This is a genomic window from Mesorhizobium sp. WSM2240 (genome assembly GCF_040438645.1).
In the GTDB taxonomy this organism is placed as follows: Bacteria; Pseudomonadota; Alphaproteobacteria; order Rhizobiales; family Rhizobiaceae; genus Allomesorhizobium.
Genome location: NZ_CP159253.1, coordinates 3,535,471 through 3,561,440, shown reverse-complemented (window position 1 = coordinate 3,561,440; position 25,970 = coordinate 3,535,471). Strand labels below are relative to the sequence as shown.

The 25,970-nt window shown below is 64.8% G+C and carries 23 protein-coding genes and 1 pseudogene; 16 read left to right on the top strand and 8 right to left on the bottom strand.

What is annotated here, in order from left to right; all coding sequences use genetic code 11:
- Positions 1 to 251: 251 nt before the first annotated feature.
- The 4 genes and pseudogenes from ABVK50_RS17620 to ABVK50_RS17605 all read right to left on the bottom strand — a co-directional run bounded on the left by ABVK50_RS17620 (position 252) and on the right by ABVK50_RS17605 (position 4,937).
- On the bottom strand, positions 252 to 1,328 hold the full coding sequence (locus ABVK50_RS17620; RefSeq protein ID WP_353645344.1) for a D-alanine--D-alanine ligase family protein: 1,077 nt from the start codon (positions 1,326 to 1,328) through the stop codon (positions 252 to 254).
- A gap of 99 nt (positions 1,329 to 1,427) precedes the next feature.
- Positions 1,428 to 2,468, bottom strand: a complete 1,041-nt coding sequence (gene ftsZ / locus ABVK50_RS17615) for a cell division protein FtsZ (RefSeq protein ID WP_353645345.1) — start codon at positions 2,466 to 2,468, stop codon at positions 1,428 to 1,430.
- A gap of 179 nt (positions 2,469 to 2,647) precedes the next feature.
- Positions 2,648 to 3,523: pseudogene (locus ABVK50_RS17610) on the bottom strand (MBL fold metallo-hydrolase); the annotation flags it as partial.
- A gap of 22 nt (positions 3,524 to 3,545) precedes the next feature.
- A complete protein-coding gene (locus tag ABVK50_RS17605) occupies positions 3,546 to 4,937 on the bottom strand; it encodes an aminotransferase class V-fold PLP-dependent enzyme (protein ID WP_353645902.1) in 1,392 nt (463 codons plus the stop codon).
- A gap of 176 nt (positions 4,938 to 5,113) precedes the next feature.
- On the opposite strand from ABVK50_RS17605, the gene ABVK50_RS17600 reads away from it, so the two are divergent.
- From ABVK50_RS17600 to ABVK50_RS17570, 7 genes are all read left to right on the top strand, one after another.
- Entirely contained in the window at positions 5,114 to 5,596 is a 483-nt protein-coding gene (locus tag ABVK50_RS17600; protein WP_353645346.1) for an Lrp/AsnC family transcriptional regulator, read from the top strand.
- A gap of 93 nt (positions 5,597 to 5,689) precedes the next feature.
- Positions 5,690 to 6,757 (top strand): LacI family DNA-binding transcriptional regulator, encoded by a 1,068-nt coding sequence (locus ABVK50_RS17595; protein ID WP_353645347.1) that lies wholly within the window; start codon positions 5,690 to 5,692, stop codon positions 6,755 to 6,757.
- A gap of 249 nt (positions 6,758 to 7,006) precedes the next feature.
- Complete coding sequence (locus tag ABVK50_RS17590) at positions 7,007 to 8,131, top strand: sugar ABC transporter substrate-binding protein (RefSeq protein ID WP_353645348.1); 1,125 nt, start codon at positions 7,007 to 7,009, stop codon at positions 8,129 to 8,131.
- A 76-nt stretch (positions 8,132 to 8,207) separates the two neighbouring features.
- Positions 8,208 to 9,770, top strand: coding sequence for a sugar ABC transporter ATP-binding protein (locus tag ABVK50_RS17585; protein WP_353645349.1), 1,563 nt, complete (start codon positions 8,208 to 8,210; stop codon positions 9,768 to 9,770).
- Positions 9,767 to 10,747, top strand: coding sequence for an ABC transporter permease (locus ABVK50_RS17580; RefSeq protein ID WP_353645350.1), 981 nt, complete (start codon positions 9,767 to 9,769; stop codon positions 10,745 to 10,747). Before ABVK50_RS17585 ends, ABVK50_RS17580 begins: the two co-directional genes overlap by 4 nt.
- Positions 10,744 to 11,730 (top strand): ABC transporter permease, encoded by a 987-nt coding sequence (locus ABVK50_RS17575; RefSeq protein WP_353645351.1) that lies wholly within the window; start codon positions 10,744 to 10,746, stop codon positions 11,728 to 11,730. The genes ABVK50_RS17580 and ABVK50_RS17575 overlap by 4 nt, the downstream gene beginning before the upstream one ends.
- A gap of 8 nt (positions 11,731 to 11,738) precedes the next feature.
- Positions 11,739 to 12,302 carry a gluconokinase gene (locus ABVK50_RS17570; RefSeq protein WP_353645352.1) on the top strand — a complete coding sequence of 188 codons (564 nt, stop codon included), beginning with the start codon at positions 11,739 to 11,741 and terminating at the stop codon, positions 12,300 to 12,302.
- A 19-nt stretch (positions 12,303 to 12,321) separates the two neighbouring features.
- Here the strand turns inward: ABVK50_RS17570 and ABVK50_RS17565 are convergent, their stop codons facing one another.
- The 4 genes from ABVK50_RS17565 to ABVK50_RS17550 all read right to left on the bottom strand — a co-directional run bounded on the left by ABVK50_RS17565 (position 12,322) and on the right by ABVK50_RS17550 (position 18,076).
- Positions 12,322 to 13,410, bottom strand: a complete 1,089-nt coding sequence (locus ABVK50_RS17565; RefSeq protein WP_353645353.1) for an alcohol dehydrogenase family protein — start codon at positions 13,408 to 13,410, stop codon at positions 12,322 to 12,324.
- A 191-nt stretch (positions 13,411 to 13,601) separates the two neighbouring features.
- Positions 13,602 to 14,990: an aspartate aminotransferase family protein gene (locus ABVK50_RS17560; RefSeq protein ID WP_353645354.1), complete on the bottom strand. Its 1,389-nt coding sequence runs from the start codon at positions 14,988 to 14,990 to the stop codon at positions 13,602 to 13,604.
- A 68-nt stretch (positions 14,991 to 15,058) separates the two neighbouring features.
- Positions 15,059 to 16,552, bottom strand: a complete 1,494-nt coding sequence (locus tag ABVK50_RS17555; RefSeq protein WP_353645355.1) for an NAD-dependent succinate-semialdehyde dehydrogenase — start codon at positions 16,550 to 16,552, stop codon at positions 15,059 to 15,061.
- A 138-nt stretch (positions 16,553 to 16,690) separates the two neighbouring features.
- A complete protein-coding gene (locus ABVK50_RS17550; RefSeq protein ID WP_353645356.1) occupies positions 16,691 to 18,076 on the bottom strand; it encodes a PLP-dependent aminotransferase family protein in 1,386 nt (461 codons plus the stop codon).
- Between the two features lie 91 nt (positions 18,077 to 18,167).
- Between ABVK50_RS17550 and ABVK50_RS17545 the strand changes: the two genes are divergently transcribed.
- The 9 genes from ABVK50_RS17545 to doeA all read left to right on the top strand — a co-directional run bounded on the left by ABVK50_RS17545 (position 18,168) and on the right by doeA (position 25,970).
- Complete coding sequence (locus ABVK50_RS17545; protein ID WP_353645903.1) at positions 18,168 to 18,641, top strand: Lrp/AsnC family transcriptional regulator; 474 nt, start codon at positions 18,168 to 18,170, stop codon at positions 18,639 to 18,641.
- 107 nt (positions 18,642 to 18,748) lie between these two features.
- Positions 18,749 to 19,534, top strand: a complete 786-nt coding sequence (gene ehuA / locus ABVK50_RS17540; RefSeq protein ID WP_353645357.1) for an ectoine/hydroxyectoine ABC transporter ATP-binding protein EhuA — start codon at positions 18,749 to 18,751, stop codon at positions 19,532 to 19,534.
- A 66-nt stretch (positions 19,535 to 19,600) separates the two neighbouring features.
- Entirely contained in the window at positions 19,601 to 20,461 is an 861-nt protein-coding gene (gene ehuB / locus ABVK50_RS17535; protein ID WP_353645358.1) for an ectoine/hydroxyectoine ABC transporter substrate-binding protein EhuB, read from the top strand.
- Positions 20,462 to 20,638: 177 nt separating this feature from the next.
- Complete coding sequence (gene ehuC / locus ABVK50_RS17530; RefSeq protein ID WP_353645359.1) at positions 20,639 to 21,298, top strand: ectoine/hydroxyectoine ABC transporter permease subunit EhuC; 660 nt, start codon at positions 20,639 to 20,641, stop codon at positions 21,296 to 21,298.
- Positions 21,298 to 21,957: an ectoine/hydroxyectoine ABC transporter permease subunit EhuD gene (ehuD, locus tag ABVK50_RS17525; RefSeq protein ID WP_353645360.1), complete on the top strand. Its 660-nt coding sequence runs from the start codon at positions 21,298 to 21,300 to the stop codon at positions 21,955 to 21,957. Before ehuC ends, ehuD begins: the two co-directional genes overlap by 1 nt.
- Positions 21,958 to 21,979: 22 nt before the next feature.
- Positions 21,980 to 22,762 (top strand): ectoine utilization protein EutA, encoded by a 783-nt coding sequence (gene eutA, locus ABVK50_RS17520; protein ID WP_353645904.1) that lies wholly within the window; start codon positions 21,980 to 21,982, stop codon positions 22,760 to 22,762.
- Positions 22,759 to 23,757 carry a hydroxyectoine utilization dehydratase EutB gene (eutB, locus tag ABVK50_RS17515; RefSeq protein WP_353645361.1) on the top strand — a complete coding sequence of 333 codons (999 nt, stop codon included), beginning with the start codon at positions 22,759 to 22,761 and terminating at the stop codon, positions 23,755 to 23,757. Before eutA ends, eutB begins: the two co-directional genes overlap by 4 nt.
- Positions 23,754 to 24,746 (top strand): ectoine utilization protein EutC, encoded by a 993-nt coding sequence (eutC, locus tag ABVK50_RS17510; RefSeq protein WP_353645362.1) that lies wholly within the window; start codon positions 23,754 to 23,756, stop codon positions 24,744 to 24,746. The genes eutB and eutC overlap by 4 nt, the downstream gene beginning before the upstream one ends.
- Positions 24,747 to 24,788: 42 nt before the next feature.
- The gene (gene doeA / locus ABVK50_RS17505) at positions 24,789 to 25,970 is read left to right on the top strand and encodes an ectoine hydrolase DoeA (RefSeq protein WP_353645363.1); all 1,182 of its coding nucleotides are present in this window, start codon (positions 24,789 to 24,791) and stop codon (positions 25,968 to 25,970) included.

Sequence of the window (25,970 nt, the reverse complement as noted above, 5' to 3'; positions counted from 1 at the left end):
AGGCCCGAATGGTTGAGGTACGACCCCACGGTCCTGAAACGGACTTGGAACAAGCGCCCGAAGGGACACGAAATGTTGAACTCCACCAATCAGCAAAATCCGCAGCCGATCCCGCCGCAGCCCATTCCGCCTCAGCCTTTCCCTGGCCCCGATCCCGCACCGGACCCGATGCCGCAGCCGACGCCACCGCCCGGTCCTATCCCGGTTCCGCCGGTGAGGTGAAACTGGCTATCAGGCCCCGGGGTTCACCATCAGGTTGATCGACCGGCGCGGGCCAGGCCATGCGCCACCAGCCGATCGATGATCTCGGAATAGCTGACGCCGCTTGCCGCCATCGCCTTGGAATACATGCTGATATCGGTGAAGCCGGGAATGGTGTTGAGCTCGTTGATGAGGATGCGCAGCTGCGGCGTCACGAAGAAATCGACGCGCGCCATGCCATCGCAGCCGACCGCCCGGAAGGCCTTTGCCGCCATCGCCCTGATACTGTCTTCGATCTCTTTCGGCAGCTCCGCCGGGATTTTCAGCGCCGCTCCGTGCTCATCGACATATTTGGCGTCGTAGCTGTAGAAGCCGTGGCTCTCCGCCGGCACGATCTCGCCGGGACGGGAAACGAAGAGGCCGCCTTCCGTGTCCTCCAGCACGCTGCATTCGATCTCCCGGCCTCGAATGAATTCTTCTGCTAAAAGCTTGTGGTCGTGCCTGAAGCCTTCTGTAAGCGCGGCCTCGTAGTCTCGTTCGGTCCAGACTTTGCTCACGCCGACAGAGGAGCCCTGCCGCGCCGGCTTGATGAAAAACGGAAGCCCAAGCGCGCTCTGCAGTTCTGCAAAAGCCGGTGCGGCGGCTTGGTGTATCGTGACGGATCGCGCTGTGGGCACGCCCGCCTCGTTCAGCAGGCGCTTGGCGATGTCCTTGTCCAGAGCTGTTGCCGAACCGAGAATGCCGCAGCCGGCCAGCGGCACGCGCGCCACTTCCGCCAACCCCTGCACCGCCCCGTCCTCGCCATGCAGGCCGTGCAGCACCGGGAAGAGGATGTCGATCTTCGGCAGTTCGTAGGGTGCGCCATTGGTCGGGATCGCCATCATCCGCCCCTGTCCGCCCGGCACCAGGCAGATTTCCGCGCCGCTCGAAGGTTTCGCCAGCGTGCCGCTCTCGAAGCTGCTCAGCAGCCATTGTCCTTCACGGGTGATGAAGACGGGAACGGCGTCGTATTTCGCGGGCTCCAGCGCGCGCATGACATTGGTTGCCGAAAGCACCGAAACGTCATGTTCGGCGGAGCGTCCGCCAAAGAGCACGGCGATACGCAATCTGTCCGATGAAGTGGCCATGAAAGGCTCCAAATGATCTGGGTTTTAATAAATTGGCCTGAAAGCCGACGGCGATCCCCGCGGGCTGTACTCGCAGAGGGCTTTCGCCGCAAACCCGACCTACTGGAGCGTATGGCCCGGAATCTCGGCCGAGCCGGTTCCGGACCTGAGGATCATCTCGGCTCCGGCCTCAGCTTCGCTTCCTTCCAGTCCGGTCGCGACCACCGATACCTTGAACTGGCCTTCGAGCTGGTCATCGAAGATGGCGCCTATGATGATGTCGGCATTATCGCCAACCTCCTCGCGGATGCGTGTGGCGGCCTCGTCGACCTCGAACAAGGTCATGTCGGAGCCGCCCGACATGGACACAAGCACGCCTCGCGCGCCCTTCATCGATTTTTCGTCAAGCAGCGGATTTGCGATCGAAGCTTCGGCCGCCTTCTTCGCCCGGTGCTCGCCGGTGCCGACGCCGGTGCCCATCATCGCCCGTCCCATATCCTTCATCACCGTCCTCACATCCGCGAAATCCAGATTGATGAGGCCCTCCTTGACGATGAGGTTGGTAATGCAGCTGACGCCGGAAAAGAGAACCCTGTCGGCGATGGCGAACGCGTTCTCGAAGGTCGTGCTGGCGGTCGCGACCCTGAAGAGGTTCTGGTTCGGAATGACAATGACGGTATCGGCATATTCGCGCAGGAGCTCGATGCCCTGTTCGGCCATCTGCATGCGGCGCTTGCCTTCGAACACGAACGGCTTGGTCACGACGGCGACGGTGAGGATGCCGGCCTGGCGCGCTGCCTTCGCGATCACCGGCGCCGCGCCCGTTCCCGTGCCGCCGCCCATGCCGGCCGTCACGAAGCACATATGCGTGCCGGCCAGCTGGTCCATGATCTCGTCGATCGATTCTTCGGCGGCAGCCTGGCCGATCTCCGGCAGTGATCCGGCGCCCAGCCCCTCAGTGACGAGCGAACCCAATTGGATCAGCCGGGACGCCTTCGACATGGTCAGCGCCTGGGCGTCGGTGTTCGCCACCACGAACTCGGTACCCTCCAAGCCTTCCGCGATCATGTTGTTGACCGCGTTGCCGCCTCCGCCGCCGACCCCGACGACCGTCAGCCGCGGTTTCATTTCGGTGAATTCGGGTTTGTTGCTGTTCGTCATGCCATCCGGTCCTGTGCGCGCCCCGGCCCGAATCGGAGTACCCAAGAGAATCAGATCGCGCGGACCAGCACAAGAACCTGTCCCGCCGATCGCACGATCTTCCACTATCTACCGAGCCCGAACCGCGAGAACCGGCTCTCGCCATCAAAAGCGACTCGATGTCGCCGCCTGTTGCTGCGTCAGCCCCAGGCAGCGCCGGAGAGCGCGTCGATCGGAAATTTGAGATAGCGTCTGCCGTTTGCCTCCGGCTCGGGGAGGCGGCCGCCATTGATGTTGACCTGCAGGGCATGCAGGATCAGCTTCGGCATGGCCAGCGTGCTGTCGCGTTCGTTGCGGAACGCCACGAACGCCTCCTCGCTGGGGTAGCGCGTCAGGTGGGTGTTTCGCGCCTTCTCTTCCGCGACGGTGCTTTCCCAACGCGGCTCGCGCCCGTCAGGCTGATAGTCGTGGCCGACGAACACCCGCGTCTCTCCGTCAAGCGCCAGGATTTCCTGTATGCTCGCCCATAGCGCCCTGGCGCTGCCGCCGGGAAAGTCGGTGCGCGCGGTCCCGCTATCCGGCATGAAAATCGTGTCATGCACGAAGGCCGCGTCCCCCACTATGTAGGTTATCGATGCCAGCGTGTGGCCGGGCGAATGCAGGATCCGCGTGTCGATGTCGCCGATCCGGAAGGTCTCGCCCTCGGCGAACAGCCGGTCCCATTGCGAGCCGTCGGTGCGCAGTTCCGGCCAGTTGTATATGCCCGCCCAGAGCTTCTGGACGTCGACGACATGCGCGCCGATGGCGGTCGGGACGCCGGTCCTGGACTTCAGATAGCTTGCCGCGGAAAAGTGGTCCGCATGCGGATGCGTATCCAGGATCCACTGAAGGTCGAGATCCTGAGATCGGATGAAGTCGAGCAGCCGGTCCGCATTGTAGGTCGCCGTCGAACCCGATTTCTCGTCGAAGTCGAGGACGGGATCGATAACGGCACATTTGCGCGTGCGCGGATCGCTGACCACATACTGGATCGAGCAGGTGCGGGGATCGTAGAAGCCGGCGACGTCGGGGCGTTGCATGTGGGAACCTCTGCTCGGTTTAGGCCGCATGCGGAAAGAAGATCGCCCGGCCGGCATCTACATCATAGCGCGGCGCGAACTTCCCCGCATCGCGGGCGAGTTCGGCGACGGAGTCCAGAATGAACCTCACCTTGTCGTCCGGCAGGAGAACGCTGAAATTGAGCCGGGTGAAGCCCGGCTTCTCCATCTCCGCACCGGCCAGGATCGCCTGCCGCATCCGCTCGGATTCCGCCGCGTCGATCGAGAGCAGGCGGTGCACATAGGGACCTGCGCAGGCGCAACCGCCTCGCGCCTGGATGCCGAAGCGGTCGCTCAGCATGCGCGTCACCAGCTGCTGGTGGACATAGCCGCCATTGCCGTCCCTGACCCTGAAGGAAAAGATCGGCAGTTTCGGCGCTGCCTGGCAGCCGAGCAGTTCGATCTGCTCCACCTCTCTCCATGCCGTGGTTGCGCACTGGGTGAGGTCGGCATTGCGGCTTTGCATGGCATCCGCCCCGATGGCATCCTTGACCAGGAAGGCCAGTGCGGCGCGGATGTCGCCCACGACATTGGGCGTGCCGGCTTCCTCCCGCGCCTCGAGGCTGTCGCTGTAATCGTGGCTCGTAGGCGACACGAACCGCACCGTGCCGCCGCCGGGCCAGGACGGCTTCGTCGCCGTCACCGCCTTGCGGCGCACGATCAGCACGCCCGACGCTCCCGGACCGCCGATGAATTTGTGCGGCGAAACCACGACTGCGTCGATCTGGGCGCCCGCCGCGGGAGACATGGCGATCGGCAGGTAGGGTCCCGCGCCGGCATAATCCCAGATCATCCTGGCGCCCGCCGCCTTGACCTTGCGCGTGACCGCGGCGACATCGGTGACTATGCCGGTCACGTTGGATGCGGCGGAGAAAGCGCAGACCACGCATCCCATTCCGTCGGCGTCGCGCAGCGCCGCGTCGAGCGCATCGAGATCTGGGCCGCCGAGCGGATCTTCGGCGATCTCGACCACTTCCGCGCCGCTTTCGCGCCAGGGCAGTATGTTGGAATGGTGCTCATAGGGGCCGATGATGATGCGGGCCCGCCTGCCGGAAGCCACGGCCTCGGCGACGCCGAGCAATGACACCAGCCGGTTGAGGCCGGCGGTCGCTCCCGATCCCGCAAAGATCACGGCGTGCTCGCCGGTCGCGCCGCAGCATTCGCCGACAACGGCGCGGGCCACACGCCTCAGCCTGGTCATGAAGCCGCCGCAGTAGGACGCCTCTGTATGGCTGTTGGCGTAGAAGGGCAGGACCTTTGCCAGCACGAATTCCTCGACCTGCATCAGCGCCCGGCCGGAGGCCACGTAGTCGGCATAGACGAGGGGCTTGCGTCCGAACGGCCCGTCGATCATGGCATCGTTGCCGATTAGGCCAGCCCGCAGCCGTTCCATCACGTCGCCCGAAGAAAGCGCCGCCCTGAACTGCCGGAGCAGGCCCGGGTCGGCGGCTGGATCTACTCGTGTCATGGGCATGGCATGCCTCCATAAAGCTATGCCGATGAGAATACCGCGACAATCGAGTTGAAACCTTATCGAAATTCTGCGATTTGGCTGATGCCTTGTGTCAGATGATCGGTAATATGGAAAACATCGATAGCTTTGATCTGAAAATCCTGACCTGCCTGCAAAATGACGGAACCATTTCGCAGCGGGACCTGGCGGATCGGGTCGGTCTTTCCCAAAATGCCTGCTGGCGCAGGCTGCAGAGGCTGAAGGCCAGCGGCCTCGTTCTCGGCTCGCGGACCAATATCGATCTGGCCGCGCTGGGCCTCGACCTTACGGTTTTCGTCATGATCCGCACTCGCCATCACTCGAAGGAGTGGGCCGACAGCTTCCGCAAGCACGTCGAACGCCTGCCGGAAGTCATAGACTTCTACCGGATCGGCGGCGACTGGGATTATCTCGTGAAGGTTGTGACCAGGGGCATGGCCGGCTACGACGCGTTTTACCAGCGGCTCATCACCAATTTCGACCTCGCCACGGTGACCGGCTTCTTTTCCATGGAAGCTATCGTCGAGAACAGGGCGGCCGACCTCACCCGGTTGCGATGAGCGCCGGTCTTGGCTTGACATAGTGCAGGCGCTGCGCAACCCCATTGCTCGTGCCGGCCATGCTCGGCTGGTACGACTGGTCGCGGGGTGGGCATGCCGCAGGATGAGAGTGGGCCGGACGCAGAACTGGTGAAGCCGCGCGCTCGCCGCGGCGGCGGCCGCCCAACCATTGCCGATGTGGCGCTACGCGCCGGCGTCGGCGCCATCACCGTCTCGCGGGCGCTACGCGAGCCGGGGCGCGTCTCGCCGGAATTGCGCAGCCAGGTTGCCGCCGCCGTCGCGGAATTGGGCTACGTGCCTGACCGCAACGCCCGCGCGCTGGCCTCCGCCCGCGCCGACGTCGTCGGCGTGCTGGTGCCGTCGCTCACCAACAATGTGTTCGCGGAAGTGGTGCGCGGCATCTATGACGGGCTGGGCGATAGCCATCTTCAGGTCCAGATCGGCAATACGCATTATTCCGGGCTGGAAGAGGAGCGCCTGCTGCAGGTATTTCTCAGCCAGCGGCCGTCGGCGCTGATCGTCTCCGGCATCGACCAGACGCCGACCGCCCGCGCGTTGCTGGAAGACGCAGGCTGCCCGGTCGTCCAGATCATGGAGACCGGCCCCGATCCGGTCGACATGATGGTCGGGTTTTCGCATTTCGAAGGCGGGCGGGCAGTGACCCGCCACCTGGCCGAGGCCGGCTATCGAAATATCGGCTTCATCGGAGCGCGGATGGATCCGCGTTCGCAGCGCCGCCTGGCGGGTTACCGGGCGGCGATGGAGAACGCCGGCATATTCGACCCGCGGCTCGTCACCACCACGGCCTCACCCTCCAGCGTGTCGCTCGGGCGCGACCTGCTTCGCGAGGCGCGGGCGAAGATGCCGGCGCTCGACGCCGTCTTCTGCAACAATGACGATCTTGCCCTCGGCGTGCTTTTCGAATGCCACGGCGCCGGGCTCGCGGTTCCCGCCACCATAGGCATCGCCGGCTTCAACGATCTCGAGATGATGCAGGCTGCGTTTCCGCCGATAACCAGCGTCAGGACGCACCGCTACGAAATCGGCAGGCGGGCTGTGAGCATGGCCCGGGCGGCAATTTCGGGCGAGCGGCCGCCGCAACCAGTGGTCGATGTCGGCTTCGAGCTGATGCCGCGCAAAAGCACGAAACGGGCCGGCTGACGGGAGCTTACGTAGCGGAAAGCTGCTTTACAGCCTGAGATGGTAGCGCTACCATCATTGCTGCAAGCTCGCGCTTCTGACCGTGGCGAACGGCTTGCGGTATTGATATTGTCTGATAAATCAGGCCAAATGCGGTCGGCTGGAGGAGAGCTGCCCACGGACGTTCAGCGGGGGGAGCGCAGCCGCCGCAGGAGGCCAGATTCGCAGGGACTACAAGTCAAACCAGAACTGCATTTGGGAGGAATATCGATGATCAGAACCGTTCTCGGCGGCATCGTTGCCGCCACTGCACTCGTCATGCTGAATACGACGGCCATGGCCGAGCCGGAAATCGTGAGCGGCCCGTCCGCCGAGCCGGAATGTTTCGCTCCATGGTCTGCCGATACCAAATTCCTGAAATACCCGAAGAAGGAAGGCCCGTTCCGGATCGCGCTCGCCAACGGCTACATCGCCAACACCTGGCGCATCCAGATGATCCAGACGGCCAAGGCCTATGCGGCGCAGCCGGAGGTCGCGGCCAAGCTCAAGGAGTTCAAGGTCGTCTCCACCGGCGAGGACGTGCCGGCGCAGATTTCGGCGATCAACAACTTCATCGATTCAGGCTATGACGCGATCGTCGTCAACGCCCAGAACCCGACCGCCTTCGCGCCCGTCATCAAGCGCGCAAAAGATGCGGGCGTTGTCCTCGTGGCCTTCGACAACATCCTCGACACGGAAGACGCCATTAACGTCAATGTCGACCAGAAGGGCCTTGGCGTGCTGTGGGCGAACTGGCTGATCAAGCATCTGCCGGAAGGCGGCAAGGTGCTCGAAGTGCGCGGCGTCGCCGGGACTTCGGTCGACACGGACCGCCACAACGGCATCCACGAGACCTTCGCGGCCTCCGGCAAGAAGTGGGAAGTGGTCGAGGTGCTCGGCAAGTGGGACGACCCGACAGCGCAGAAGGCGACAGCCGACGCGATCGCCGTGCACAAGACGTTCGACGGCATCACCGCGCAGGGCGGCGATACCGGCGTGGTGCAGGCGATGATCGACGCCAAGCATCCCTGGGTGCCGATCGGCGCCGAGACCGAAAACGGCTTCCGCAAATTCTGCGCCAAATTCTCGGCCGATGGTCTGAAGTGCTCCTCTGCGGGCACCGGGCCGGCGCAGGTCGCCGTCGCCATCAAAACGGCCATCGCGGCCCTGGAAGGCAATGTCGTTCCCCAGTCGGTCAAGCTGCCGCTGGCGATCGTCGAGGATCCGAACTTCAAGGAGAACGAGGACTACTTCCCCGACCAGTCCGACAATTTCTTCGTCGGCAATTCCTTCCCGACCTGCGGCATCAATTTTACCGCGCAGGAGATCATGGGCCAGACGGAAGCGAACCAGTAACTGCCATCCAGACGATCGGGCGTCACGGACAAACCGCGGCGCCCGATGCGCAGGGCGCGACCGGGAGGGGATTTTGATGGAGGCAGGTCCGGCGGAGGCTGCCGTTCCGCTCTTCCAGATGGAAGGCGTCTCGAAACGCTATGGCGGCGTTCGGGCGCTGGAACAGGCCGAACTTCGCGTCTATGCCGGCCGCATCCATGCCATCCTGGGCGAGAACGGGGCCGGCAAGTCGACGCTCATCAAGGTCATGGCCGGAGTCGTCGCGCCGGACGAGGGCCGCATGACACTGGCCGGCAACGAGATCTCCTTCGCCTCTCCGGCCGAGGCCAACCGAGCGGGAATCGCCTGTATCTTCCAGGAATTGTCGCTGATCCCCGATCTCAGCGTCGCCGACAACATCGTCATTTCCGACCCGCCGAGAAAGTTCGGGATGATCGACCGCAAGGCGCAGCGCAGAATCGCCGAGGAAGCGCTGGCGCGTGCGGGTGCGGCCGACATCCATCCGCACGCGCTGGTCAAGGACCTGCCGCTCTCGCGCCGGCAGATGGTGGAAATCGCCAAGGCTCTGGCGCGCAAGCCGCGCATCCTGATCCTCGACGAGGCTACCTCGGCGCTGACTGCGGCCGACGTGTCGAAGGTGTTCGCCGTGCTGAAGCGGCTGCGCTCGGAGGGCCTCGCGCTTCTCTACATCTCTCACCGCATGCACGAGATCGCCGAACTCGCCGACGAATGCACCGTGTTCCGCAACGGGCGTAACGTCGCCACCTACAAGGCCGGCAGCAAGTCCGACAACGAAGTCGTCGCACTGATGATCGGCCGCGAATACAGCCACATCTTCCCGCCAAAGCCGCCGGCCGCCGACGACAGTCGTCCGCCGGTGCTCGAATGCCGCAATCTTGGCTGGAACGGCCGGCTGCGCGATATCTCGCTGTCGGTCAGGGCGGGCGAGGTGATCGGCCTCGGCGGGCTCGACGGGCAGGGGCAGCGCGAACTGCTTTTGGCCCTGTTCGGCGTTTTGCGCGGCGTTTCGGGCGAGATACTGATAGACGGCCGGCCGGCGTCGATCTCCAGTCCTTCGGCGGCCCGCGCCGAAGGGATCGGCATGGCGCTGATCCCGGAGGACCGAAAGACCGAGGGCCTGATGCTGCCGATGAGCGTGCGCGAGAACCTCTCCTTCGCCGCGCTCGACCGCGTCTCCAGCGGCGGCGTCATCGACCGCGACGCCGAGCAGCGGCTGATCGACGAGATGGTTCGCCTGCTCGCCATCCGCACCGCGGGCGTCGACATTCCGGTTGGCGCGCTTTCAGGCGGCAATCAGCAGAAGGTGGTGATCGCCAAATGGCTGATGCGCAAACCGCGCATCATCCTGCTCAACGATCCGACGCGCGGTATCGATGTCGGCACCAAGCAGGAGCTTTATCAGCTGCTTCGTCAGCTTGCCGACGCCGGCGCCGCGATCATCTTCTATTCCACCGACTATGACGAACTGATCGGCTGCTGCGACCGTGTGCTCGTCCTCTATGACGGCGCCATCAAGCGCGAACTGGCGGGCGATGAGATCACCGAGCGGGCGCTGATCGCCAGCGCGCTCAACATCAAGGGTGCGGAGGCCGGGGTGGCGATGGGAGCGGGCGCATGAAGGACTGGCGCTACTGGGCGGCCGAACAGCGCGGCACGCTGCTCGCGCTCGGCATTTTCGTCGCGATGTTCATTCTCTACACGGCGAACCACCCCGCCGGGTTGACCGCAAATGTGGTGCAGACCGCCTCCAACAAGGGCGTGCTGCTCGCTTTCGTGGCGATGGCGCAGACGCTTGTGGTCATCACCGCCGGCATCGATCTTTCGGTCGGGATGATCTTCATCCTGACGAACTGCCTGGCCTCGTGGCTGGTCGTCGGAACGCCGATGGAAACCGCCCTCGGCGTCGCGGCCGTGCTCCTCGTCGGCGTGCTCTGCGGCGCGATCAACGGCGCTATCGTCATCTTCGGCCGGCTCCAGCCGATCGTCGCGACCATCGCTACCGGTGCCGTCTATTTTGGCATTGCGCTGATGCTGCGGCCGTTTCCCGGCGGCTCCGTCAACGAGGATTTGGCCGACGCGCTGACCGGCCGCCTTTTCGGCGTGGTGCCGGCGAGCCTGGTCACGCTGATTGCCGTCGTGCTGGTGGTCTGGATCCCGTTCCGGCGTTCGCTGACCGGTCGTGCGGCCTATGCCGCCGGCTCCTCCGAAGTCGCGGCCTATATGTCGGGTGTGCCGATCCGGCGGGCAAAGTTCATGGCTTACACGCTTGGCGGGCTCTTGGCCTCGATTGGCGGGCTGTTCCTGACCTTCTTCACCTATACGGGCGAGGCGGCGCTTGCCAGCGGCAACGCCTATACGCTGTTTTCTATTGCCGCCGTCGTGCTCGGCGGCGTGTCCCTGTTCGGCGGCAAGGGCAGCGCCATCGGCGCGATCTTCGGAGCATTCGCGTTCCGCACCATCGGCGACCTGCTGTTCGTCTTTGATCTCGATCCGCTCTGGCAGCCCCTGTTCCAGGGGGTGGTGTTGCTCGTGGCGGTCAGCGTCGGCGCATTCGCGCTGTTCAGGGTCAAGAACCGGCTGGAGTGGTTCGGATGACAGATACTACCACCGCCCGCATCGCCAGTCGCATGCCCGGCTTCCTGCGCCGCGCCGATCCTGCGGTCGCCACCGCCTTTGCCTGCATCATCCTCTTGCTGATTTTCGGCAGCCTCTATTCGACCAGTTTCCTGTCGCCGGAATACCTGCTGCAGCAGCTCAAGGTGGCGTCCTTTCTCGGCGTCATCGCGTCGGGCATGATGCTCGTCATCCTGCTCGGCCAGATCGACCTGTCCGTGCCCTGGGTGGTCGCGGTCGGCGCGATGATGGCGTGCGCGGCCGCCGCACACGGCACTGCCGGCATGGTACTGGCCATCCCGTTCGGAATCGCCTGCGGCGTGCTGATCGGCCTCGTCAACGGCATCGGCGTCGCCTATCTGCGCATCCCGTCGATGATCATCACGCTCGCCACCAACGCCGTCGCGCAAGGGCTGATGGTCGTCCATACCGGCGGATTTTCGCCGCAGGATTCCGCCTCGGCCGCGATGCGCTGGCTCGCCACCGGCTTTCTTCTGCCGGGCGTACCCAACGCCGTCGTGGTGTGGGCGATCGTCGGCGCGGCCATGGTGTTCGTCCTGACCCGCACGACATTCGGCCGCGCGGTCTACGCCATCGGCAATCGCGAGCGCGCCGCCTATCTTTCCGGCGTAGACACGCGGCGAATCGTCATGATCGCATTCGCCGTCTCCGGCGGGCTCTCGGCCTTCGGCGGAGTGCTCCTGGCCGGCTATGCTTCCAAGGCGGCGCAGGCCATGGGCGACGCCTACCTGCTGCCGGCCATCGCCGCCGTCGTGCTCGGCGGCACCTCGATCCTCGGCGGCCGCGGTTCCTATCTCGGAACCGTCGCCGGCGTCATCCTCATCACCTTGCTGCAGTCGATCCTGTCGGTTATGCAGATGCCCGAAGCGGGACGTCAGGTGATCTATGGCGTCGTCATCATCGGCATGCTGCTGCTCTACGGGCGCGCGCCGGCCAGCAGGTGAGTTCGAAAATGGAAATGAAACCGGCGCCCGATCAGACGGGTTCGGCCGGCCTCGCGCCGGCCGTGGTAGTGATGGGCGTCTCCGGGTGCGGCAAGTCGGTGGTTGGGGCCGCGCTCGCCGAAGCGCTCGGCTGCCGCTTCATTGAAGGCGACCAACTGCATCCGCCCGAAAACGTCGCTCGCATGGCGGGCGGCCAGCCGCTGACCGACGCGCATCGCGCTGGCTGGCTCGACGCGGTTGGCGCGAAATTGAATAAGGCGGCGCGAACCGGAAATGGCGGCGTCGCTGCCTGCTCGGCGCTGAAGCGATCCTATCGCGACCGCCTGCGGCGGTTCTGCCCAGGCCTCGTCTTCATCCATCTGGCGATCGACAAAGGGACTGCGAGGCAGCGCGTCGGCCGCCGCAAGGGGCATTTCATGCCGGCCACGCTGGTCGACAGCCAGTTCGCCGACCTCGAGCCGCCGACAGGAGACGAGGCCGCGCTGACCCTCGACGGCACGCGGCCAGTAGCGGAGCTTGTCGCCGAGGCCGCCGAATTCCTCAAAGCTACGGCTGCCGCCAAAGGCGGTTGAAGGCTGTCAGACGAGCGGTTTAGACGCGCTTTCTGTCCGGCACGACGACCAGCTTGCCAACGAAATCCTTGGCCATGAAGTCGCTCTGCGCGCGGTGGAAATCCGACAGCGGATAGACGCCGCCGACCAGCGGCCTGATCTTGCCTTCCTCGATGTAGCGGACGATGCGGCGGAAGTCCGCCCGCGTGCCCTGGCTCGACCCGTGCAGTTGCAGTTGCTTCAGATACATCGTCCTAAGGTCCAACTGCACCACCGGCCCGGCGATTGCGCCGGCCGTCGTGTAGCGGCCTTCCGGGCGCAGGATGCGCAGCAGGTCGTTGAAGATCGCACCGCCGACCAGATCGGCGACGACGTCGATGACTTGTCCAGCGGCCGCCTCATTCACCGCCGCTAGCAGGTCGGGAACGCCGCGCGTGATAACGGCTTCCGCGCCGATATCCTTCACCGCCTGTTCCTTGCCGGGACCGACGATCGCATAGGGGATCGCGCCGCGGGCGCGGGCAAGCTGGACGATGCCCGAGCCCACCCCGCCGGAAGCGCCGGTGACCAGCACGCGCTCTCCGGCCTTCAGGCCGGCGCGCTCCAGCATCTGCTCGCCGGTCAGATAAGCGCAGCAAAAAGTCGCAAGTTCGACGTCGGAGAGATCGGTGCGGACGACATGGGCGTTCTCGGCTGGCAGCGTCTGGTATTCTGCGTAACCGCCGTCGCGGCCGTGGCCCATATAGTCGATGTCGGCAAGGGAATCATCGTCGCGGTTGTAGATCGAGAAATCGACCATCACGCGCTCGCCGATGCGGCTCTCCGGCACGCCTTCGCCGACGGCTACGATCCGGCCTACCGTATCGGTGCCCTGGATGCGCGGGAAGGTCAGGGTGTTGCCCTGCCGCCGCCAGGTCGAGACCGCCGTGGCGTCTTCCTCGGTGCCGTATGCGCCCTGGCGCACCCAGACATCGGTGTTGTTCATGCCGCAGGCAGTCACCTCGACCAGCACCTCGCCCGGCGCGGGCGAGGGGACAGGGACATCGGTGCGGTATTCGAGTTTGTCGAGCCCGCCATGTCCCGTGAGCAGAACGGCGGCCATTGTGGAGGGAAGGGGATTGGTGGTCATGTACGTTTCACTTTGCAAGCTTGGGCGCTGCCCCTCACCCTTATCCTCTCCCCGTGAAAGACGGGGAGAGGGAGTCGCCAGCGCTGTTCCTTATCCTCCCGAGGATTGCGGGAGGATAAGGCTGCCCACGACATTGACGCCCCCTCTCCCCCGTTCTTACCGGAGAGGGTAAGGGTGAGGGGCTGCGGGACCTATTCAGAATTAGACGTGGCAAACACAGCCTTCACCGCGTCCGCCGTCTTCTCCACCACCACATCCGCTTCCTGCTTGGTCAAGCAGAGCGGCGGGGCGAAGCCGAGAATGTCGCCCTGCGGCATGGCACGGCCGATGACGCCGCGCTCCGCAAGGGCGGCGGCGATCTGCGGGCCGATCTTCTGGGCCGGATCGAAGAACACGCGGTCGTCGCGGTCGGCGACGAATTCCACCGCCGCCATCAGCCCGTCGCCGCGCACCTCGCCGACGTGTCTGTGGCCGCCGACGGCTTTTGCGAGTTCGGCACGGAAATATGCACCCGTCTCGCCGGCATTCTTCACCAGATCCATCTCGTCGATCAGTTCGAGATTGGCGACGCCGGCCGCCACGCAGATCGGGTGCGCCGAATAGGTCCAGCCATGGCCGAGCGAGCCGAGCTTGTCGGAACCCTGGACCAGCACCTGCCAGACCTTGTCGGAGACGATGACGCCGGAAAGCGGCGCATAGGCCGAGGTGAGGCCCTTGGCGATGGTGATCAGGTCCGGCTTCATGCCATAATGATCGGAGCCGAACATGGTGCCGAGGCGGCCGAAGCCGGTGACGACCTCGTCGGCGACCAGAAGCACGTCGTACTTCTTCAGCACCGCCTGGATCTTTTCCCAATAGCCCGCCGGGGGCGGCACGATGCCGCCGGTGCCGAGGATCGGCTCGCCGATGAACGCGGCGACAGTCTCCGGCCCTTCGGCCAGGATCATCTCCTCGAGCTTGTCGGCGCAGTATTGAGAGAACTGCTCCTCGCTCATGGAGCGGTCGGCGCGGCGGAAATAATAAGGCGCTTCGGTGTGCAGGATCGGCGCGCGCGGCAGGTCGAAGGCGTTGTGGAAGAGGTCGAGGCCGGTGAGCGAGCCGGTCATGACGCCCGAACCGTGATAGCCGCGCCAGCGTGAGATGATCTTCTTCTTCTCCGGCCGGCCGAGCACGTTGTTGTAGTACCAGATCAGCTTGATATTGGTTTCGTTGGCGTCCGAGCCGGACAGGCCGAAATAGACCCTGGACATGCCCTTCGGCGCGCGGTCGACGATCATCTTGGAAAGCGTGATCGAGGCTTCCGTGCCGTGGCCGACATAGGCGTGATAGTAGGCGAGGTTCTTCGCCTGCTCGGCGATGGCGTCGGCAATCTTCTGGCGGCCATAGCCGACATTGACGCAATAGAGCCCGGCAAACGCGTCGAGGCTGGTGCGGCCGTTGGTGTCGGTGATGTAGACGCCTTCGCCGCCCGAAATCACCCGCGTCGGCGACTCCCCGCGAGCGTGCGTGCCCATATGGGTCGAGGGATGGAAGAAGTGGTCGCGATCCCAGGCGGAAAGTTCGTTCGAGCGGTCGAGCATATCAGGTACTCCAGTTCATTCAGATGAGGGCGCATTCTCGCGCTGCGCCTTGGGCGGCATTCGGAATCTCACGCCGCATCCAGGCAAAGGTACTTCAGGTCGGTGAAGGCTTCGAGCCCATGGCGCGAGCCCTCTCGGCCGATGCCGGACTGCTTCACGCCACCGAACGGGATCGGCGCGCCGGTGATCTTGACGCGGTTGATTGCGACCATGCCGTAGTCCAGCGTGCGGCCCATACGCAATTGCCGTGCGCCGTTCTCGGTCACGACATAGGCGACCAAGCCGTATTCGGTGTCGTTGGCGCGGGCGACGACTTCCGCTTCCGTGTCGAAGGGCGTGACGGCCGCGACCGGCCCAAACGTCTCCTCGCGCATGATCAGCGCGTCATCCGGCACATTGGCGAGCAGTGTCGGCTGGAAGAACAATTTGCCAGCGGGGTGCCGCCTGCCGCCGGTGACAAGCCGGGCGCCGCGCTCGATGGCGTCGGCGATCTGCTCCTCGACCTTGACCACGGCGCGCTCATGCATCAGCGGGCCGATGTCGATATTGTCCGCGAGGCCTGCGCCAGCCTTCAGAGCGGCGATCCGCTCGGCATAGGCCTTGCAGAAGGCGTCGTAGATGCCGCGCTGGACGTAGATGCGGTTCGCGGCGAGGCAATCCTGGCCGGAGGTGGCGAACTTGGCGTCGATGGCGATCTTAACCGCGCGGTCGAGATCGGCGTCGTCGAAGACGATCAGCGGAGCATGCCCGCCCAGTTCCATGACCAGCCGCTTCATGGTCGGGGCGCATTGCGCCGCGATCAGGCGGCCGATTTGGGTCGAGCCGGTGAAGGAAAGCGCGCGCACGCGGCTATCCTCGCACATCCGGCCCACAATGGTCGCCGCGTCACCGGTGACCACGTTGAACACACCCGCCGGCAGGCCGGCGCGCTCGCCGAGCTCGGCCAGCGCCAGCGCCGACAGCGGCGTCTCGGAAGAGGGGTGGGCGACGATCGTGCAGCCGGCTGCCAGCGCCGCGGCGGCCTTGCGGGTCAGCATGGCGGACGGAAAATTCCAGGGCGTGACGACGCCGACCACGCCGAGCGGTTCGCGCCGCACCATCATTTCGGCGCCGGGCAGGTGGCTGGTCACGCTCTCGGCGTTTAGGCGTTTTGCTTCCTCGGCATACCACTCGACGAAGGAAGCGGCATAGTCGATCTCGCCGCGCGATTCCGCCAGCGGCTTGCCCTGTTCCAGTGTCATCAGCAGCGCCAGATCCTCCTTGGCGGCGAGAATCAGCTCGAACCATTTTCGTAGAATGGCCGAGCGCTGCTGCGGCAGCAGCGCTTTCCATTTCGGGAATGCCTTGGCTGCGGCGTCGATCGCGGTTTTGGTCTGACCGGCGTCGAGCGCCGCGACCCAGGCGACGGTTTCGCTGCTGGCAGGGTCGGTGACGGCGAAGCCGTGCCCGGCCTCGCCCGCCGTCCAGTGGCCGTCGACATAGGCGAGTTCGCGCAGCAGCCGGCGGTCGGAAAGCCGGTCGAGAGCGTCGTGGCGGTGCGGTCGTGCGAAATGCGCGGACATGGGAGCCTCCCCTGGATAAGGTGCGGCGAGTCTATTTCGAGCTGCCGGAGAAAGAGGCTGTTGATGGCCACGGCAGTAGAGAGATTCTCTCCGGACCACGCCGTGTTGAGAGAATCCGTTCTTCCGCCAGGTTGACCGTCAGATCGCCAGCAGCAGATGTTCGGGGTCGCCGAGAAGCAGCTGCGCCACCACCCCTAGGCCGGCGCGAAGCTCGCCTTCGGTCGTTGAGCCGAGCGAAATGCGCACCGCCGGCTGCCATTCGGCCTGCGAGATCCTGAACGAAGCGCCAGGCGCGATCGCCACGCCCTGCAGCCTCGCCTGGGCGACAAAACCCTCTTCCGAGCGCTCGCCGCTCAGCGGCAGCCAGACATGCAGGCCATCGCGGTGCGCGCGATAAGGCACGTTCGCGAACAGTTCGGCGGCGATGGCGTGCCGCCGCTTCAGCGCCTCGCGCTGCCACTCGACCAGTTCCATGGCGGTGCCGTCCGCCACCCATTTGGTGGCGATCTCCGCAACCATCGGCGTCGCCATCCAGTTCGAAACGAGGTGACGGTTGGCGACCGCCGCCACGAAACGATCGGGCGCTGCGAGATAGCCGATGCGCAATCCCGGCACGACGATCTTGGTGAAGCTGGTGACGTAGAGCGTGCGTTCGGGCGCGAAAGCCGCCACCGGCGGCGGCCTGTTCTCGACCAGCGGGCCGAGCACGTCGTTTTCGATGATCGCCAGATCATGCCTGCGTGCCACCGCCGCGATCGCCTTGCGCCGTTCGGCGCTCATCAGGGTTGAAGTCGGGTTGATCACCGAGGGCTGCAGGAAAACCGCGCGGATCGGCGATTCCTGGCAGGCTGCATCGAGCGCTTCAGGGATCATGCCCTGATCGTCGATCGCCAGTCCTTCGAGGTTGAAGCCGAGATAGGTGGCGAGCGGGATAAGTGTGTGATGGCCGATAGCCTCGGTCGCCACCGTGGAGCCGGGAGGCGCGACGCTCATCAGCGCCACGGTCATGCCGGCCGTGGCGCCGTTGGTGAGGCTTATGTTCTGCGGTGAAGCGCTGAGCCCACAGGCCTTCAGCCACTCCACCGCAACCGCCCGGTGGCGCGGAAACACCACGTTCGGGCGGAACGACAGAGCCGAGCTGGGCGGCAGGTTCTCCGCCAGCCAGCCCAGAGCGCGCTTCATCTTGTCGAGGTGCATCGGCTCGCAGACCGGCTTCAGGATCGACAGGTCGATGACCTCGCCCAGCCGTTCCGGCAGATAGGGCGGGTCAGGTTCGCGGCGACGCGTCTGCACGAAGCTGCCGCGGCCGATCTCTCCCGAGATCAGCCCGCGCCGGATCAGTTCCTCATAGGCACGGCTGACCGTCTGTACCGACAGTTGCAGGTCGTCGGCCATGCGCCTGTGGGTCGGTAGCCGCGCGCCGCTTTCCAGCCGCCCGTCATGGATCGCCCGCGCGATCTGCTCGGCAAGCGAGAGATAGGCGGGGCGTCTGATGAGGTCCGGATCTGGGCGCCACAATGTCATGACTCATATGAGATCAGAATCAGTGCAATTGACAATCGAAAAAATGCGGGATCATGCTTGGCGCATGACAATTCTCCCGTCCATATCCGGAATGAAGCTCGATCCGATCGACCTGCGCATCCTCGACGCCATCCAGCGCGACGGCCGCATCACCAAGCTGGCGCTGGCCGAGCGCGTCGGCCTGTCGCCCACGCCCTGCTGGATGCGATTGAGGAAGCTGGAAAAGGCAGGCATCGTCAGCGGTTATCATGCAAAGATCGCCATGCGCCAGATCGCGCCGGTGGCCACCGTGCTGATGGAGGTAACGCTAGGTGCCCACAGACAGGCCGATTTCGACCGTTTCGAGCGCGCGATACGCGATATTCCCGAGGTCGTCGCCTGCTGGTCTGTCGGCGGCGGAGTCGACTATATGCTGAAGGTCATGGCGCGCGACATCGACGCGTATCAGCGGCTGGTCGACGGCCTGCTCGAGCGCGAGATCGGCATCGACCGCTATTTCACCTACATCGTTACCAAGACGGTGAAGGAGGAGATGGCGCTGCCGGTGGCGGAGCTGATCGGATAGGATCGCAGTGGCTTCGCTAAATAATTGTCATGATTTTATTTTCGCAATTGACATGATTTTGTAACTTCCCCATCGTCACGGGCAATCGGCCTCCGACAGGGAAACGCATGCCCGCGCCCATCATAAAAATAGATAACATTTCCAAGAGCTTCGGCTCTTTTAAGGTGCTGGACGGCCTGTCGCTGCAGGTGATGCCGGGCGAGAAGCTGGCGCTGATCGGCCCATCGGGCTCCGGCAAGACGACGATCCTGCGCATCCTGATGACGCTGGAGCGGATCGACAGCGGCCACATCCAGGTCGACGGCGAACAGCTCTACCACATGGAGCGCAACGGCCAGCTACTGCCGGCGGACGAGCGCCATCTGACCAGGATGCGCCAGAAGATCGGCATGGTTTTCCAGCTCTTCAACCTGTTTCCGCACAAATGCGTGCTCGACAATGTCACGCTGGCGCCGATGCTGACCAAGGGCATGCCGCGCGCCGCGGCCGAGAAGCGGGCGATGGAACTCCTCGACATGGTCGGCATGGCCGACAAGGCGAAAGCCATGCCGGCGCAGCTTTCCGGGGGGCAAAAGCAGCGTGTCGCCATCGCCCGCGCTCTGGCGCTGTCGCCGAAGATCATGCTGTTCGATGAGGTGACCTCGGCGCTAGATCCGGAACTGGTCGAGGAGGTGCTGAACGTCATGCGCAAGCTCGCCGCCGAGACCGACATGACCATGCTGCTCGTCACGCACGAAATGGGCTTCGCCCACGATTTCGCCGACCGGATATTGTTCTTCGACCGCGGCAGGATCGTCGAGGAGGGCAAGCCCGACGAGATATTCAGGCATCCGAAGCAGGAGCGTACGCAGACCTTCCTGAAAAAGATCATCGCGGCCGGACATCGGGTCTGACCGCAATGGCGCGGCGAAAATGCCGCAAGCAGTGAACCACACAAGAAAACCATGGAGTTGGGAACAGTGAAGAAAATAGCAATTCTGGCCGGCACTGCCGGCGTGGCGGCCGCGGCCATTTTGGCGGCATTCGTGGCTTCCGGCCCTAGCGCTGCCGACGACAACAAGCTCGAGGAGCTGAGGGCGCAGGGCTTTGCCCGCGTCGCCATCGCCAATGAGCCGCCTTTCACGGCAGTCGGCGCCGACGGCAAGGTCTCGGGCGCCGCGCCCGATGTGGCCCGCGAGATATTCAAGCGCCTCGGGGTTCCGGAAATCGTCGCCTCGATCTCGGAATACGGCGCGATGATCCCTGGCCTGCAGGCCGGCCGTCATGACGCCGTCACCGCCGGCCTGTTCATGAAGCCGGAGCGCTGCGCCGCCGTCGCCTATTCCGAGCCGGTGCTTTGCGACGCCGAAGCATTCCTGCTCAAGAAGGGCAATCCGAAGGGCTTCAAGAGTTTCGCCGACATCGCCAAGGATCCGACCGGCACGATCGGTGCGCCGGGCGGCGGCACGGAAGAGAAGCTGGCGCTCGAAGCGGGTGTGCCGCGCGACCGCGTCATCGTGGTGCCGGATGGCCAGAGCGGCCTGAAGATGCTGCAGGACGGCCGCATCGACGTCTATTCGCTGCCAGTCCTGTCGATCAACGACCTCGCCAGCAAGGCCAATGACCCGAACCTCGAAGTGGTCGCTCCTGTCGAGGGCGCTCCCGTTTATTGCGATGGCGCCGCCTTCAGGAAGGGCGACGAAGCGCTGCGCGACGCATTCGACGTCGAGCTCGCCAAGCTGAAGGAATCGGGCGAGTTCGCCAAGATCATCGAGCCCTACGGCTTCTCGGCCGCGGCGGCTATGTCAACCTCGCGCGAAAAGCTCTGCGCGGCGCAGTAGCAGAATCGCCCCTCACCCTTGCCCTCTCCCCGTGAAAGTACGGGGAGAGGGGGCACCAGCGTTGCGGCCGTCTCTCCTCTCCCCGTCCTGAGCTTGTCGAAGGATACGGGGAGAGGATGCCGGCAGGCAGGTGAGGGGCAGCGCTCACCTTAATTCAGGAAGCGATAGAACCCCTTCATGACCCAATGGTCCGGCTATATCGGCCTTATCCTCGACGGCGCGCTGGTCACAATCCAGCTCACCGTGTTGGGATCGGCGCTGGCGCTGGTTATGGCGTTCCTGGCCGGGCTCGGCCGGCTGTCGCGCTTCTTCGCGGTGCGTGCGCTGGCGACCGTCTATATCGAATTCTTCCGCGGCACCTCGATCTTCGTACAGCTTTTCTGGGCCTATTTCGTATTGCCCTTCTTCGGCATCTCGCTGACGCCGCTGCAGGCCGGCATTCTGGCGCTTGGCCTCAATGTTGGCGCTTACGGCGCGGAAGTGGTGCGCGGCGCGATCAAATCGGTCGGCCGCGAGCAGTACGAGGCCTGCACCGCGCTCAATCTCGGCCGCTGGCAATGCATGCGCCACATCATCCTGCCGCAGGCGCTCCTGGTGATGCTGCCGACCTTCGGCAACAATGCGATCGAGCTGCTGAAGGCGACGGCGGTGGTGTCGCTGATTTCGCTGACAGACATGACGTTTCAGGCGCAGGTGGTGCGCGCCCAGACCGGAAACACTCTGGTGCCGTTCACCACCATCCTGCTTCTCTATTTCGCTTTTGCCCTCGTCATCTCATGGGGCGTGCGCGGGCTTGAACGCCGCATGGCGCGCGGCCTCGACGGAGTTCGAGCCTGATGGAATGGGACTGGAACTTCGTCTGGCAGATTTTTCCCACGCTCGTCGAGGGCGTGAAGATAACCATCCTCGCCACAGTGCTTGGCTCGGCGCTGGCCGCTATCGTCGGGTTGGCCATTGCGTTGGCACGGCGCTCGCCGAACCGACTCCTGTCGCGCACCGTTGGCTTCCTTGCCGAGTTCATCCGCGGCACGCCGCTACTGGTGCAGCTCTATTTCATCTTCTTCGTGCTGCCCGACATCGGCATCCTGCTCTCGCCGCTGGTGGCGGGCGTCATCGGCCTTGGCCTTCACTACGGCACCTACACGGCGGAGGTCTATCGCGCCGGCATCGAGAATGTGCCGCGCGGCCAGTGGGAGGCGGCGAAAGCCTGTAACCTCAGCGCTGCACAGACCTGGACGCGGATCATCCTGCCGCAGGCGTTGCCGCCGATGATCCCGGCTCTTGCCAACTACTTCATCGCCATGTTCAAGGAAACGCCGCTGCTTTCGGCCATCACCGTGCTCGAACTGATGAACCAGGCAAAAAGCGTCGCGAATTCCAGCTACCGCTACATCGAACCGATCACGCTGGTCGGAGCGTTCTTCCTCGTCATCAGCCTGTTCTCGGTTATCCTGCTGCGTTGGCTGGAAGCACGGTACGGCCGGATCGAGCGCTAGAACCCAAACCATGTCCGCTCTCATGAAGCCACCCGTCGAAATCCGTCTGCATCCGGTGCGTCCCGCTCTCGACGCGCGGCCGCTTAAGAAGCGCGTCGGGCTGATCATCCTTTCGACCGACCATACGACCGAGCCTGATTTCCAGCGCATGGTGGCCGGGCCGGATATCGGCGTCTATGTCGCGCGCATCCCATTCGCGAACCCCGTGACGCCGGACAATCTGCGCGCCATGCAGCCGTCGCTGACCGAAGCGGCAGCACTAATCCTGCCGGGAGAAAAACTGGACGCGATCTGCTATTCCTGCACCTCGGCCTCGGTCGTCATCGGCGATGCCGAGATCGAAGCGGCGATCCGCGAAGCAAAACCCGGCGTCGCGGTCGTGACGCCGCCGCTGGCCGGCGTCCACGGCTTGCGGGCGCTCGGCGCGCGGCGGATCAGCGTGCTGACGCCTTACACGGTCGAGACCAGCCGCCCGATGGCGGCCTATTTCGCGGAGCACGGCTTCGAGATCGCCAGCTTTACCTGCCTGGGGCTCGACGACGACCGCGACATGGCCCGGATTTCACCGGCCGCGTTGGTCGAACTCGCCCGCGAGGCAATGGCAGATGACGCAGATGCGCTGTTCATCTCATGCACGGCGGTGCGCGCCGCCCTTGCGGCCGCCGAGATCGAGAAGACGACCGGCCGGCCGCTGGTCTCCAGCAATCTGGCGAGCGCCTGGTCGTGTCTCCGCCTCTGCGGCGACGACGCACCACGGCCCGAGTTCGGCCGGCTGATGACCATGCCGAGGCTGAGCTTGCCATGACAAATCAAACCGTCACCCTCTCCGACATCCAGGCGGCGCACGAGCGTATCGGAGGAAAAATCGCGCGCACGCCGACAGTGCTTTCGACGAGTCTTTCCGAGCGGTTAGGCGTGCCGGTTCACCTGAAGCTGGAGCATCGCCAGACCACCGGCAGCTTCAAGCTGCGCGGTGCGTCGAACGCCATCGCCTCGCTTTCCGCCGACGACAAGCGCCGAGGCGTGATCGCCGCCTCGACCGGCAATCACGGACGGGCGCTGGCGCATGCGGCAAAGCTCGAAGGTATTCGTGCGGTGATCTGCATGTCGCGGCTGGTGCCGGAGAACAAGGTTTCGGAAATCCGCCGGCTCGGCGCCGACATCCGCATCGTCGGGAAATCCCAGGACGACGCGCAGGAGGAAGTCGATCGGCTGGTTGCGGAGGAAGGGCTCACGATGGTGCCCCCCTTCGACCATGCGGCGGTCATCGCGGGTCAGGGTACCGTCGGGCTGGAAATGCTCGACGATGTGCCGGACGCCGCGACGGTGGTGACGCCGGTTTCGGGCGGGGGGCTCGCAGCCGGCGTCGCCGCTGCCGTCAAAGGCCGAAAGCCGTCGGTCAAGGTGATCGGCGTCTCGATGGAGCGGGGCGCGGCCATGAAGGCCAGTCTCGCGGCTGGCAAGCCGGTGTTGGTCGAGGAAATGGAGACGCTGGCGGATTCGCTCGGAGGCGGCGTCGGCCTCGAAAATCGGCTGACCTTTTCCATGGTCCGTGATCTTCTCGACGGGATCGTGCTGGTCACAGAGGATGAGATCGCCGCCGGGATCGACCATGCCTACAACGAGGAGCGCGAGATCGTCGAAGGGGCAGGCGCGGTCGGCATCGCCGCTCTGCTCGCGGGCAAGATCGCCGCGGAAGGGCCGATTGTGATCCTCCTTTCCGGCCGCAACATCGATATGGCGCTGCATCGCCGGGTCATCTGCGGTGAGGCGCCGCTGCCTGGGGAGGGCGACATATGAGCCGCATGACCATTCTCACCGAAGCCGAACTGCGCGAGATCGTGCGGCTGGACCTTGATGCGGTCGCCTGCGTCGAGGGGGCTTTCCAGGCGCTGGCGACACTGCCTGTCGCCATGCCGCCAATTCTCAGGCTCGATATTCCCGAGCATCGCGGCGAGGTGGACGTCAAGACCGCCTATGTGCCAGGCATCGACGGCTTCGCCATAAAAATCAGCCCCGGCTTCTTCGACAATCCCAAGCTCGGCCTGCCGAGCGTCAACGGCATGATGGTGCTGTTGTCCGCGCGCACTGGGCTGGTCGAGGCGCTGCTGCTCGATAATGGCTATCTGACCGACGTGCGCACCGCAGCGGCCGGTGCTGTCGCTGCAAAGCACCTTGCGCGCGAGGATGCCAGCGTGGCTGCCATTTTCGGAGCGGGCGTGCAGGCCGGCCTGCAGCTCGAGGCGCTCACGCTGGTGCGGCCGATCCGCGAGGCACGCATCTGGGCTCGCGACATGGTCAAGGCCGAAGCCGCGGCAGCAGCGCTGCGCGAGCGGCTGGGCATCATGGTTCGCGCCGAAAGCGATCCGGCCAAGGCCGTCAAAGGCGCGGACGTCATCGTCACCACGACCCCGTCGGAGACGCCGATTCTAAAAGCCGAGTGGCTCTCGGCGGGCCAGCACGTCACCGCGATGGGCTCTGATGCCGAGCACAAGAACGAGATCGAGCCGGCGCTTGTGGCGAAGGCCGGCCTCTACGTTGCCGACAGCCTGAAGCAGACGCGACGGCTCGGCGAACTGCACCACACAATCAAGGCAGGGCTGGTCGGGGCCGAGGCGGAGTTCCCGGAACTTGGACAGATCGTCGCCGGCCTGCGCGCGGGACGCACCTCACCCAACCAGATCACGCTCGCCGACCTGACCGGAACCGGCGTGCAGGATACGGCCATCGCCACGCTGGCGCGCGACCGCGCACTGGCGGCGAACGCCGGGACGATTTTCGAAAGCTGAAAGACCGGCCGCGAGGCCCAACAAACGAGGATTTTCAAGAAAATGACCGGACCAATCCTGAAGTTTTCGCGCGGCGAATATGCGGATCGCCTCGCCAAGACGCGCAAGGCGATGGAGACCAGGGGCGTCGACCTCCTGATCGTCACCGACCCGTCCAATATGGCCTGGCTGACCGGCTATGACGGCTGGTCGTTCTATGTGCACCAGGCGGTGATCGTGCCGCCGCAGGGCGAGCCGGTCTGGTTCGGCCGCGGCCAGGACGCCAACGGCGCCAAGCGCACCGCCTATCTCGACCACAGCAACATCGTCGGCTACGCCGATCATTATGTACAGTCGACGGAGCGGCACCCGATGGACTACCTGTCCACCGTGCTGGCCGACAGGGGCTGGGGCAAGCTCACCATCGGCGTCGAGATGGATAATTACTATTTCTCGGCCGCGGCCTTCGCCTCGCTGACGAAGCATTTGCCCAACGCGCGCTTCGTCGACACGACGGCGCTGGTCAACTGGCAGCGCGCGGTGAAGAGCCCGACGGAACTCGACTACATGCGCAAGGCTGCGCGGATCGTTGAATCCATGCACCAGCGCATCGTCGACAAGATCGAGGTCGGCATGCGCAAATGCGATCTCGTCGCCGAGATCTATGACGCCGGCACGCGCGGCGTCGACGGCATAGGCGGCGACTATCCGGCGATCGTGCCGCTGCTGCCGTCGGGCGCCGACGCGTCCGCGCCGCATTTGACCTGGGACGACCGGCCGATGAAGGGGGGCGAGGGCACCTTCTTCGAGATCGCCGGCTGCTACAACCGCTATCACTGCCCGCTCTCACGCACCGTCTTCCTCGGCAAGCCGACGCAGGAGTTCCTGGATGCCGAGAAGGCGACGCTGGAGGGCATGGAAGCGGGGCTGGCGGCGGCCAAGCCCGGCAATGCCTGCGAGGATATCGCCAACGCCTTCTTCGCGGTCCTGAAGAAATACGGCATCGTCAAGGACAACCGCACCGGCTACCCGATCGGTCTTTCCTATCCGCCGGACTGGGGCGAGCGCACCATGAGCCTGCGCCCCGGCGACCGCACCGAGCTGAAGCCCGGCATGACCTTCCATTTCATGACCGGCCTGTGGCTGGAGACGATGGGTCTCGAAATCACCGAGAGCATCGTCATCACGGAGACCGGCGTCGAGTGCCTCGCCAATGTCCCGCGCCAGCTTTTCGTGAAGAACTGA

Coding starts and splice junctions, on each gene's coding strand:
- ABVK50_RS17620 (WP_353645344.1), bottom strand. CDS start 1,328: ATGGCCACTTCATCGGACAGATTGCGTATCGCCGTGCTCTTTGGCGGA.
- ftsZ (WP_353645345.1), bottom strand. CDS start 2,468: ATGACGAACAGCAACAAACCCGAATTCACCGAAATGAAACCGCGGCTG.
- ABVK50_RS17605 (WP_353645902.1), bottom strand. CDS start 4,937: ATGGAACGGCTGCGGGCTGGCCTAATCGGCAACGATGCCATGATCGAC.
- ABVK50_RS17600 (WP_353645346.1), top strand. CDS start 5,114: ATGATCGGTAATATGGAAAACATCGATAGCTTTGATCTGAAAATCCTG.
- ABVK50_RS17595 (WP_353645347.1), top strand. CDS start 5,690: ATGCCGCAGGATGAGAGTGGGCCGGACGCAGAACTGGTGAAGCCGCGC.
- ABVK50_RS17590 (WP_353645348.1), top strand. CDS start 7,007: ATGATCAGAACCGTTCTCGGCGGCATCGTTGCCGCCACTGCACTCGTC.
- ABVK50_RS17585 (WP_353645349.1), top strand. CDS start 8,208: ATGGAGGCAGGTCCGGCGGAGGCTGCCGTTCCGCTCTTCCAGATGGAA.
- ABVK50_RS17580 (WP_353645350.1), top strand. CDS start 9,767: ATGAAGGACTGGCGCTACTGGGCGGCCGAACAGCGCGGCACGCTGCTC.
- ABVK50_RS17575 (WP_353645351.1), top strand. CDS start 10,744: ATGACAGATACTACCACCGCCCGCATCGCCAGTCGCATGCCCGGCTTC.
- ABVK50_RS17570 (WP_353645352.1), top strand. CDS start 11,739: ATGGAAATGAAACCGGCGCCCGATCAGACGGGTTCGGCCGGCCTCGCG.
- ABVK50_RS17565 (WP_353645353.1), bottom strand. CDS start 13,410: ATGACCACCAATCCCCTTCCCTCCACAATGGCCGCCGTTCTGCTCACG.
- ABVK50_RS17560 (WP_353645354.1), bottom strand. CDS start 14,990: ATGCTCGACCGCTCGAACGAACTTTCCGCCTGGGATCGCGACCACTTC.
- ABVK50_RS17555 (WP_353645355.1), bottom strand. CDS start 16,552: ATGTCCGCGCATTTCGCACGACCGCACCGCCACGACGCTCTCGACCGG.
- ABVK50_RS17550 (WP_353645356.1), bottom strand. CDS start 18,076: ATGACATTGTGGCGCCCAGATCCGGACCTCATCAGACGCCCCGCCTAT.
- ABVK50_RS17545 (WP_353645903.1), top strand. CDS start 18,168: ATGAAGCTCGATCCGATCGACCTGCGCATCCTCGACGCCATCCAGCGC.
- ehuA (WP_353645357.1), top strand. CDS start 18,749: ATGCCCGCGCCCATCATAAAAATAGATAACATTTCCAAGAGCTTCGGC.
- ehuC (WP_353645359.1), top strand. CDS start 20,639: ATGACCCAATGGTCCGGCTATATCGGCCTTATCCTCGACGGCGCGCTG.
- ehuD (WP_353645360.1), top strand. CDS start 21,298: ATGGAATGGGACTGGAACTTCGTCTGGCAGATTTTTCCCACGCTCGTC.
- eutA (WP_353645904.1), top strand. CDS start 21,980: ATGAAGCCACCCGTCGAAATCCGTCTGCATCCGGTGCGTCCCGCTCTC.
- eutB (WP_353645361.1), top strand. CDS start 22,759: ATGACAAATCAAACCGTCACCCTCTCCGACATCCAGGCGGCGCACGAG.
- eutC (WP_353645362.1), top strand. CDS start 23,754: ATGAGCCGCATGACCATTCTCACCGAAGCCGAACTGCGCGAGATCGTG.
- doeA (WP_353645363.1), top strand. CDS start 24,789: ATGACCGGACCAATCCTGAAGTTTTCGCGCGGCGAATATGCGGATCGC.